At 52.1% G+C, this 9792-nt stretch carries 11 protein-coding genes; 10 read left to right on the top strand and 1 reads right to left on the bottom strand.

Annotation, left to right across the window (positions count from 1 at the left end):
- The 8 genes from IAG03_RS13630 to IAG03_RS13595 form a co-directional block, all read left to right on the top strand.
- A partial coding sequence (locus IAG03_RS13630; RefSeq protein ID WP_249320637.1) for a VirD4-like conjugal transfer protein, CD1115 family occupies positions 1-1668 on the top strand: 1668 nt, incomplete at its 5' end.
- The gene (locus IAG03_RS13625; protein ID WP_249320635.1) at positions 1655-2005 is read left to right on the top strand and encodes a glutamyl-tRNA amidotransferase; all 351 of its coding nucleotides are present in this window, start codon (positions 1655-1657) and stop codon (positions 2003-2005) included. The genes IAG03_RS13630 and IAG03_RS13625, both read left to right, overlap by 14 nt.
- Before the next feature lie 56 nt (positions 2006-2061).
- Positions 2062-2898 (top strand): VirB6/TrbL-like conjugal transfer protein, CD1112 family, encoded by an 837-nt coding sequence (locus IAG03_RS13620; RefSeq protein WP_249320633.1) that lies wholly within the window; start codon positions 2062-2064, stop codon positions 2896-2898.
- A gap of 1 nt (position 2899) precedes the next feature.
- Positions 2900-3088 carry a hypothetical protein gene (locus IAG03_RS13615; protein WP_249320631.1) on the top strand — a complete coding sequence of 63 codons (189 nt, stop codon included), beginning with the start codon at positions 2900-2902 and terminating at the stop codon, positions 3086-3088.
- The gene (locus IAG03_RS13610) at positions 3069-3434 is read left to right on the top strand and encodes a PrgI family protein (RefSeq protein WP_249320630.1); all 366 of its coding nucleotides are present in this window, start codon (positions 3069-3071) and stop codon (positions 3432-3434) included. The genes IAG03_RS13615 and IAG03_RS13610 overlap by 20 nt, the downstream gene beginning before the upstream one ends.
- Complete coding sequence (locus tag IAG03_RS13605) at positions 3427-5766, top strand: VirB4-like conjugal transfer ATPase, CD1110 family (RefSeq protein ID WP_249320628.1); 2340 nt, start codon at positions 3427-3429, stop codon at positions 5764-5766. Before IAG03_RS13610 ends, IAG03_RS13605 begins: the two co-directional genes overlap by 8 nt.
- Positions 5767-5799: 33 nt before the next feature.
- On the top strand, positions 5800-6585 hold the full coding sequence (locus tag IAG03_RS13600) for a class B sortase (RefSeq protein WP_249320626.1): 786 nt from the start codon (positions 5800-5802) through the stop codon (positions 6583-6585).
- 29 nt (positions 6586-6614) lie between these two features.
- Positions 6615-8426, top strand: coding sequence for a CHAP domain-containing protein (locus IAG03_RS13595; protein WP_249320624.1), 1812 nt, complete (start codon positions 6615-6617; stop codon positions 8424-8426).
- Positions 8427-8469: 43 nt separating this feature from the next.
- On the opposite strand, the gene IAG03_RS13590 is transcribed toward IAG03_RS13595, so the two are convergent.
- Positions 8470-8802 carry a helix-turn-helix domain-containing protein gene (locus IAG03_RS13590; protein ID WP_249320622.1) on the bottom strand — a complete coding sequence of 111 codons (333 nt, stop codon included), beginning with the start codon at positions 8800-8802 and terminating at the stop codon, positions 8470-8472.
- Positions 8803-8943: 141 nt separating this feature from the next.
- On the opposite strand from IAG03_RS13590, the gene IAG03_RS13585 reads away from it, so the two are divergent.
- The gene (locus IAG03_RS13585) at positions 8944-9426 is read left to right on the top strand and encodes an SLOG family protein (RefSeq protein ID WP_249320621.1); all 483 of its coding nucleotides are present in this window, start codon (positions 8944-8946) and stop codon (positions 9424-9426) included.
- A 213-nt stretch (positions 9427-9639) separates the two neighbouring features.
- A partial coding sequence (locus tag IAG03_RS14650; RefSeq protein WP_430472470.1) for a helix-turn-helix domain-containing protein occupies positions 9640-9792 on the top strand: 153 nt, incomplete at its 3' end.

Here is a 9792-nt window from a genome sequence, read left to right as displayed (position 1 = left end):
CAGCTTTGTGAGGACAGTGTAAAAACTGTCCTCACTTTGCTTTTGGTGTACGGGATCGCCATCGGCGTCTATCTCTCCACGGAGCACAATTACAGACGGCGAGAAGAGCACGGATCAGCCAAATGGGGCACGGCAGGTTCGGTCAACAAGAAATATGCCAACAAGGATAAGACGGAAAACAAGCTGCTGACGCAAAATGTCGCCATCGGCCTGGACGGAAGAAAGCACCGCAGAAACCTGAATGTGCTGGTATGCGGCGGTTCCGGTGCAGGCAAAACACGCTTCTACGCCAAGCCCAACATTATGAATGCGAATACTTCTTTCGTTGTGCTTGACCCAAAGGGCGAACTGCTCCGGGACACCGGACATTTGCTGGAGGAGAAGGGCTATGAGATCAAAGTCCTTGATCTTATTGATATGGAAAAAAGCCATTGCTACAACCCATTCGTGTATATCAGCAGCGATGACGATATTCAGCGTCTTACCACAAACCTCTTTAAGAACACAACGCCCAAAGGAAGTCAGACACAGGACCCGTTCTGGGATCAGACGGCGGCGATGCTGCTCAAGGCCCTTGTCTGCTATCTCCATTATGAGGCTCCGCCCGATGAGCAGAACTTCTCCATGGTTATGGAGATGATCCGAGCCGGCGATGTAAAGGAGGACAACGAGGAATACCAGTCCGTTCTCGATGAGCTTTTTGAGAGATTGGAGGAAAGAAACCCGGAGCATATCGCTCTCAAGTATTATCGAGCGTATCACTCCGGCAGCGCTAAGACGCTGAAATCCATCCAGATTTCCCTTGTCTCCCGTTTGGAAAAGTTCAATCTGGATTCGCTGGCCGGTATCACCCAATGCGATGAAATGGATTTGGGGCAAATCGGTGAAAGGAAAACGGCGGTATTCGCCGTGATTCCCGATAATGACAGCTCCTTCAATTTCATCGTGGGTATGCTTTATACCCAGCTGTTTCAGCAGCTCTACTATCAGGCCGACTCCGTTCACGGCGGCAGATTGCCCATGCATGTGCATTTTGTCATGGACGAGTTTGCCAATGTCGCTCTGCCGGATGAGTTTGATAAGCTCCTGTCCACCATGCGAAGCCGTGAGATTTCTGTTTCCATCATCATTCAGAATCTTGCGCAGCTGAAAGCTCTGTTCGAGAAGCAATGGGAGAGTATTGTGGGCAACTGCGATGAATTTCTGTACCTGGGCGGTAACGAGCAGAGTACCCACGAGTATGTTTCCAAGCTGCTGGGTAAGGAGACCATCGATACGAATACCTACGGACGGTCTCGCGGCAGAAACGGAAGCTATTCCACCAACTATCAGCTTGCCGGACGAGAGCTGATGACACCTGACGAAGTGCGTATGCTGGACAACCGGTACGCACTTCTTTTTATACGCGGAGAGCGCCCCATCCGGGATCTCAAGTATGACATCCTTCATCATCCCAATGTGGCACTTACGACGGACGGTTCCGCACCGGCCTATACCCACGGTGAGGATACCCGAAGTATCGCTTCCATGGCGTTCAGCTTCGACAAGAAGGCTGTCAAAAACGCCGAAAAGATGGAGGCAGAAAAACATGAATTCTTGCTCTACTCGGAAGAGGAGCTGGAAGAACTACTTGATGAAAAGGAGAAAAAAGGCAATGAAGAAACTTAATACGAAGAAGAACATCAACAAGCCGGAGATTCCCGGCAAGGTCAAGAAGGGCTACCGCATTTATGTGATGGCCGTCCTTGCCCTTACGCTTACCATGAGCATGGGCGTAACCGCCTTTGCCGCAGGCGACCCCATTACCGTCGTCAACAACCTCAGCGACTTTATCTTCGGCCTCATCCGTGCGGTCGGCCTGATTCTGCTTGGCTGGGGCATTGTGCAGGTCGGCCTCAGCTTCCAGTCCCACGATCCGAGCCAGCGTTCCAACGGTTTCCTGACCCTGGCCGGCGGCGTCATCATCACCTTTGCCAAGGAAATCCTCAACCTTATTGTTGGCTGATCCGGTTTCCGCAAAAGGGGCGGTCGCAAAGACCGCCCCGAAGGGAGGTGTAACGAATGTCGGATAACTGGGTTGTGCAGAACCTCGAAAATGCGTTGGAAGTATGGAACGATAAGCTGTCTGAGATTTGGCAGCTGATCACGCAGTCACCGCAGACATTCAAAGGCGGCTCGATCTGGTCGATTATTTGCAGCATCCACGGAGCGCTGCAGGCCATCGGCTATGCTCTGCTGGTTCTGTTCTTTGTGGTGGGAGTCGTAAAGACCTGCGGCTCCTTTGCCGAGCTGAAAAAGCCGGAGCACGCAGTGAAGCTGTTCGTTCGCTTTGCGATTGCCAAGGGATTGATTACCTACGGCATGGAGCTGATGATGGCGATTTTGGAGATTATTCAGGGCGTGGTCAGTACGATCATGAATTCTGCCGGCTTTGGAAGCCCGCAGGCAACGGTGCTGCCGCAGGAAATCATCACGGCAGTGGAGGATTGCGGCTTCTTTGAGTCCATCCCCTTGTGGGCGGTGACGCTGATCGGCGGACTGTTCATTTGGGTGCTGTCCTTCGTGATGATTCTGAGTGTATATGGCCGCTTTTTCAAAATGTACATGTACACCGCGCTTGCGCCGGTTCCCCTTTCGGCCTTTGCCGGAGAGCCTACGCAGAACATCGGCAAGAGCTTCCTGAAAAGCTATGCGTCGGTATGCCTGGAGGGAGCGATCATTGTTCTGGCCTGCATCATCTTCTCGGTGTTTGCCTCCAGCCCTCCGGTTGTCGATCCGGACGCTGCAGCAGCCTCTATGGTGTGGAGCTACATCGGCGAGCTGATTTTCAATATGCTCATTCTGGTCGGCGCGGTGAAAATGGCAGACCGGCTTGTGAAGGAGATGATGGGGATCTGATATGGCAAAGCGTGTACTGAATCAATGGCGCGGATATACCGTGGCTGATTGCGATTGCAAATATTGTCTCTACTACGGCGGCAGAAAGAAAGGCGAAGTAAATTGCCTTGCAGAGGAATGTGCCTGCAAGGAGGACCTTCAGGAGGCTCTGCGCCGGGAAAGGAATGAAAATGGAAGTCAAAATCAATAGAGAGATTCGGAACTATACCGAGTCTATGTTTTTCGGACTGTCCCTCAGACAGTTCGTTTTTTCTTTACTGGCTGTTGGCGTTGCGGTGCTTTTGTACTTTGTTTTGAAGCCCTATGTGGGGACGGAAACAGTTTCGTGGATGTGCATCCTCGGTGCCGCTCCCTTTGCGGCAATGGGCTTTGTGAACTACAACGGTATGACCGCAGAGCAATTTGTGTGGGCTTGGCTCCGCAGCGAAATGCTGGAGCCCAAGCAGATCAAGTTCGAGCCGGTAAATATCTACTACGAGGCGTTGAAAGGCGCTATCGATGAACGCGAAAAGGAGGTTTCCAAGCACAATGATTAAGAGCATCAAAGCGATCCTTGCACAGGACAAGGAAAAGTTTAAGGTTCCGAGAAAGGTGCAGGACCTTATTCCAATCAAGAACATCTGGCCGGATGGCATTTTTAAGGTTGGGAATAAGTTCTCCAAGTCCTTCCGATTCTCGGACATCAACTATCTGGTGGCAAGCCGTGAGGATAAAGAGAGCATGTTTCTGACATACTCGGAGCTTCTGAACAGCTTGGACAGCGGCGCTACCACGAAGATCACCATCAACAATCACAGGCTGAACAGGTCGGATTTTGAGGAGTCCATCCTGATGCCCATGAAGCAGGACGGGCTGGATGAGTACCGTAAGGAGTATAACGATATGCTCCTAGACAAGGCAACAGGAGCAAACGGCATCACACAGGAAAAGTATATTACCATCACCGTGGCCAAGAAGGACATCGAGGAAGCACGGGCATATTTTGCGAGAATCGGAGCGGATTTGACCGCCCATTTCGCAAATCTGGGCTCTAAGTGTGTGCCCCTGAACGCCGTTGAGCGGCTGCGCATTCTCCACGACTTTTATCGCCCCGGCGATGAGGTGGCATTCTCGTTTGATATGAACCGGAAGGCGCGTCTGGGGCATGATTTCCGTGACTACATCTGCCCGGACAGCATAGAGCGTACTGCGGATCATATCAAACTGGGCGAGAAATATGCCAGAGTGCTTTTCCTCAAGGACTACGCCAGCTATATCAAGGACAGCATGTTCTCGGAGTTGACCGAGCTGAACCGCAACCTCATGCTGTCCATTGATGTGATCCCCATTCCCACCGATGAGGCCGTCCGTGAGGTGGAACGCCTCTTGCTGGGCGTGGAAACGAACATCACCGGCTGGCAGAGAAGGCAGAATCAGAACAACAACTTCTCCGCTGTGGTCCCCTATGATATGGAGCTTCAGCGCAAGGAATCCAAGGAATTTTTGGACGACCTGACCACCCGTGACCAGCGCATGATGTTTGCGGTGGTCACAATGGTGATTACCGCAGACACCAAGGAGCAGCTGGACCTGGATACGGAAACGGTGCTGTCTACAGCGAGAAAGCACATGTGCCAAATGGCAACGCTGAAGTATCAGCAGACGGATGGGCTGAATACGGTGCTCCCCATCGGCACGAGAAAAATCAATGCGTTCCGAACGCTCACGACAGAAAGCCTTGCGGTACTGATGCCCTTTAAGGTGCAGGAGATCATGGATAAGGGCGGCATTTACTTCGGCGAAAATGCCATTTCCCATAATCTCATCATGTGCAACAAGGCAAATCTTCTGAACCAGTCCGCTTTTCTGCTCGGTGTTCCCGGTTCCGGCAAGTCATTCTCGGCAAAGGAGCTGATCACCTTCCTCATTCTGAACACCAACGATGATATTTTGATCTGTGACCCCGAGGGAGAATACGCGCCGCTTATTGAAGCCATGGGAGATCTCGGCTCGGTGATCCGCGTATCTGCCGGCGGCAGAGACAGACTGAATGCCATGTATATGGTGGACGGGTACGGTGAAAACAACCCCATTGTCGTAAAGTCTGAGTTCATCATGTCTCTGATCGAGCAGATCGACAAGAAGGGCGTCGGACCGCAGCACAAGTCTATCATCGACCGCTGCATCACCAATGTGTACCGCAATGCGGCAGACACCGGGACGATTCCTACTCTCTGCACCCTCCGCGATATGCTGCTGGAACAGCCTGAACCCGAAGCAAAGCAGATCGCGCTGTCCCTTGAGCTCTATACCACCGGCTCTCTGGATATCTTCGGCAAGCAGTCCAATGTAGACCTCGACAAGCGTGTCGTGGTGTTCGATATTCACGGTCTCGGTTCCCAGCTCAAGCCCACCGGTCTGCTGGTGATCACCGATACCATGCTCAACCGCGTGACGCTGAACTGGAAGAAGGGCAAGCGCACTCATGTCTTTATTGACGAGTTCCATGTGGTGTTCGAGAACGAGTTCTCGGCGCAGTTCTTCAACTCCGCATGGCGACAGTTCCGTAAGCGCAACGCATACCCCACGGCAATCACGCAGAATGTAGAGTATCTGCTGGATTCCGTTCAGGCCAGCACCATGCTTTCCAACTCGGAATTTGTGGTCATGCTGAACCAGGCTGCCTCCGACAGAGGGCAGCTTGCCAAGCTCCTGAACATCTCCAATGAGCAGATGAGCTATATCACCAATGCCGACGCCGGCTGCGGACTGATTAAATACGGCTCTGCGCTGGTGCCCTTTATCAATCGGTTTCCGCAGAATACCAAGCTCTATCAGCTTATGACCACGCGCCCCGGTGAGGGCAAATTTGCAAGAGGACGGGATTAACCCCGTCCTCCATTCTTTTGGGAGGAATACAAAATGAAAAAGAAAACCCTTGGAATCATCATCGTTTCCGTACTCGGCGCGGCAGCAATCTTTTGCAGCGCCATGTTTACGCATCAGTATCTGGATGCGAAGAACAGCAAGGCGGCATTTGACGATCTGACAAATCTGATTACGGAAATCGACGAGCCGCAGAAGGATACCGAAGCGGAGGAAGCAGATCTGAGTGCAGAAGAACTGGCGGCAGCAGAGGCGGCGCTGGCCCGCGAAAAGTATGACGCTCTGTTTGAGCAGAACAACGACTTCATCGGATGGATCAAGATTGATGGTACGAATGTCAATTACCCCGTCATGCAGACCCCGAACAAGCCGGACTTCTATCTGAAGCGCAGCTTTGATAAAACATACAGCGACTACGGTGTTCCGTACATTGACGAGGCCTGCATGACCGGGATCAGCAACAACCTTGTGATTTACGGTCATCACATGAACGACGGCTCTATGTTTGCCGACCTCTGTAAATACGCTGATGCTGACTTCTGCAGGGAGCATCCGACGATTGCCTTTGACACACTCTCCAGCCTCGGCAAATATGAGGTCGTTGCCGCTTTCAAATTCAATACGAACCGCGAGTCCTTCAAGTACAACGAATACACGCTGATGGATGAGGCGCAGTTTGCCGAGTTCATGGAGAATGTCCGCGCAAGACAACTCTGTGACACGGGCGTTACTGCCGAATACGGAGATCAGCTTTTGACCCTTTCCACCTGCGAATATACCTATCCCAACGGTCGCTTCGTTGTCGTAGCAAAGAAGGTGTGAATTGTCTGCTCTGAAGGGAGGTGATGGCTTTGGGCAGGATAAAAACAAGAGAGAGCGTTAAGGATATCAAGATTCTTGACAAGGCAGCGGTTGTCTCCGAGCGCATGAAGACAGCGCTTGTCCGTTCCAAGGATCAGGCGGAAAACCTGATGGACGACGGGCAGATTTCCCCCTCCGAATACGCGGAGGACAAAATCCGCTATGCCGCTGAAGATGTGACTGATCAGGTTTGGCACGAGGTCTCCGGCCAAACGAAAAAAGCCATTGAAAAAGGCAAGGAGGCGCACCGGGAGCACCGCAATGAAAAGCGCATCCACAAAAATGAAGAACGGGTTCGCCGCTATGAGGAGGAGCTGCGTAGGGGCGCGCCAAGCAGAACGCCGCGAGAGGAGGCTGCACGGCAGGCAGCGCGGCAAAATACGGAGGCCACGCGGACAAGCATCCGGAGCAGACGAAACCAGACCATCAAATCTGCGGAGCGTACTGAACGCACCATCAAGCAGTCTGCTCGCTCTGCCGGGAAACAGACAGTAAAAGCCGGTGCAAAGGGAACGGTAAAGTCAACAGAGAGGGCCGTAAAGACTGCGGAGAAAACCTCCAAGGCTGCCATCAAAACCGCAGAGGTAACAGCGAAGGCAACGCAAAAGGCAGCGGCTGCGGCTGCAAAGGCCGCACAGAAAGCGGCGGAGATTGCCCGCCAGACTGCCATAGCCGCCTACAAAGCGGCTGTTGCGGCGGCGAAAGCTGTTGCGGCGGCAATCAAGGCCATAGCAGCGGCGATGAAAGCACTGGCTGCAGCGATCGCTGCCGGTGGCTGGGTTGCGGTCGTGGTCATTGTTGTTATCTGTCTCATTGCGCTGATTGTCGGCTCTTGCTTCGGCATTTTCTTCTCCAGCGAAGATACCGGCTCAGAAAAGACGATGCGGCAGGTCATTCAGGAAATCAACATGGATTACCAGAACGAGCTGGATGCCATCAAGGACTCTGTTGAATACGATGCGCTTGAAATGTCCGGCTCCCGTGCCGTGTGGCCAGAGGTGTTGTCAGTCTACGCTGTCAAAACAACCTCTGATCCGGATAATCCCCAAGAGGTAGCAACCATCACGCCGGAAAAGGAACAGCTTCTGAAGGATCTGTTCTGGGAGATGAACGAGATCATCCACCGGACGGAAACAAAGACAGAAACGGTTATTGTGGAGACGGATGACGGCAACGGCAATATCCTTGAGGAAGAGGTGCAGGAGACGATTACAACGCTCTATATCGCCGTTAGTCACAAAACCGCGGATGAGATGGCTGCGCAGTACGGCTTCAATGAGGATCAAAAGCAGCAGCTTGCAGAACTGCTTGCGCAGGACAGCAGTATGTGGGCGGCGGTGCTTTACGGAATCTACGGAGTGGATGACCAAATCGTTGCCGTAGCGCTTTCTCAGGTGGGCAATGTGGGCGGTGAGCCCTATTGGTCATGGTACGGCTTCGGCAGCCGTGTTGAGTGGTGCGCCTGCTTCGTCAGTTGGTGTGCCGATCAGTGCGGCTATATTGACACCGGGGTTGTACCCAAATATGCAGGCTGCGTGAACGGCGTCCAGTGGTTCAAAGACCGTGGACAGTGGATAGATGGCTCTGCCGAGCCTGTCCCCGGAATGATTATTTTCTTTGATTGGGATAACAAGGGTTCGTCGGGTCCGCAGGATGGACAATCCGACCACACCGGTATTGTCCAAAAAGTCGAAAACGGCATCGTCTTCACCATCGAGGGCAACTCCGGCGACAGCTGCCGCGTCAATCAGTACCCGGTTGGCTATTATGAAATTCTCGGATATGGCGTAGTCGCCTACTAAGCAGAACACGGTGTCACCCTTCGTCGGGTGGCACCGTGTTTTTTTATTGGTTTTTGTATTTGTCCATTTCCTGAAGCATTTTATAGAGTTGCTTCTGCTCTGCCTCGTTCTTAGAGGCAACCAAGTCATAGCATTTGGCCGCAATGTTGTTGCCGCCGCTCTTTCCCAACTTATCGAATAGCTCGGACAGTGAAATATCCATAGCTGATGCAATCTTCTCAACGCTTTCCAGAGTGGCGTTTTTCTCACCACGTTCCAATTGCCCGATATATGTGGGATGGCAGCCGGCAAGCTCGGCTAGTTTTTCCTGGCTGAGTCCTTTTTGCGTCCGGTAGTTTCTGATGCGTTGCCCAATGATCTTTGCGATATCACTCATTCCCCTCGCCTCCATATATAGTCTATAAATATCGCTTTGGCCAATCCATAGACTATTGATATTCAAAAGGCCGGGATATATACTATAGATATTATTTCTAAGATTTCGGCATTTATAGTATTCGAGAGGAGTGCGAAGTTTATGCGCTCAAAAACAGTTTGCTTCACCGGACATCGGGAATTGCCGGCAGATGATCTGCTCGAAATCTCCAAGCACTTGGAGGATACCTTGGCCACGCTGATTGAGCAGGGCTATCGCTATTTTGGCGCAGGCGGTGCCTTGGGGTTTGATACTCTGGCAGCGCAGGTTGTCCTCCGCTTGAGGGAGTGTTATCCGCGGATCCGGCTGATCCTTGTGCTGCCGTGCCTTAACCAGACTCGAGGCTGGCCGCAAGAGAATATCGACACATACGAAGAGATCAAGCGCTGCGCAGATAAGGTGACTTATACCTCGGAGCACTATTTTCGGGGCTGTATGCAAAAACGCAATCGGCATCTTGTGGATAACAGCAGCGTCTGCATTTGCTATCTGACGAAACCCACCGGCGGCACGGCCTATACCGTGAACTATGCCCGCCGTAGCGGCCTGCGGATCATCAATATCGCAGGCCCAGATAGCTTGTAAGAGTGCCTTGTACGCAAATAAGCCTCCCGAATTGCCTTTCCATAGGTGAACGGTTCGGGAGGCCTTTTCAGGTGATGGCCAAAATCGACACCATAGCTGCTGTTTTTGCGGAATTTGCTCGTATTCTGTTGTAATTTCGGAGGCGTTATGGTAGAATATACTCTGTAAAGTTATAAGCACTTTGGGAGATTTTATTTTCAACAGGAGGAACCCATGACGGTCCGTTATGACAAACTTTGGATTTTGTTGATCAAGAACAAAATGAAAAAAGGCGAGCTGGCCAAGGCTGCGCACCTGTCGTCCCATACCATGACCCAGTTGAACAATAACCGCCTCGTCTCCATGTCTGTCATGCTCCGATTGTGT

The organism is Yeguia hominis, assembly GCF_014384705.1.
Classification (GTDB): domain Bacteria; phylum Bacillota; class Clostridia; order Oscillospirales; family Acutalibacteraceae; genus Yeguia; species Yeguia hominis.
This window is presented reverse-complemented; position numbering and strand designations above follow the sequence as displayed.

Excerpts from the sequence above, each read along its gene's own strand:
- IAG03_RS13625 (WP_249320635.1), top strand. The coding sequence starts at position 1,655 with ATGAAGAAACTTAATACGAAGAAGAACATCAACAAGCCGGAGATTCCC.
- IAG03_RS13620 (WP_249320633.1), top strand. The coding sequence starts at position 2,062 with ATGTCGGATAACTGGGTTGTGCAGAACCTCGAAAATGCGTTGGAAGTA.
- IAG03_RS13615 (WP_249320631.1), top strand. The coding sequence starts at position 2,900 with ATGGCAAAGCGTGTACTGAATCAATGGCGCGGATATACCGTGGCTGAT.
- IAG03_RS13610 (WP_249320630.1), top strand. The coding sequence starts at position 3,069 with ATGGAAGTCAAAATCAATAGAGAGATTCGGAACTATACCGAGTCTATG.
- IAG03_RS13605 (WP_249320628.1), top strand. The coding sequence starts at position 3,427 with ATGATTAAGAGCATCAAAGCGATCCTTGCACAGGACAAGGAAAAGTTT.
- IAG03_RS13600 (WP_249320626.1), top strand. The coding sequence starts at position 5,800 with ATGAAAAAGAAAACCCTTGGAATCATCATCGTTTCCGTACTCGGCGCG.
- IAG03_RS13590 (WP_249320622.1), bottom strand. The coding sequence starts at position 8,802 with ATGAGTGATATCGCAAAGATCATTGGGCAACGCATCAGAAACTACCGG.
- IAG03_RS13585 (WP_249320621.1), top strand. The coding sequence starts at position 8,944 with ATGCGCTCAAAAACAGTTTGCTTCACCGGACATCGGGAATTGCCGGCA.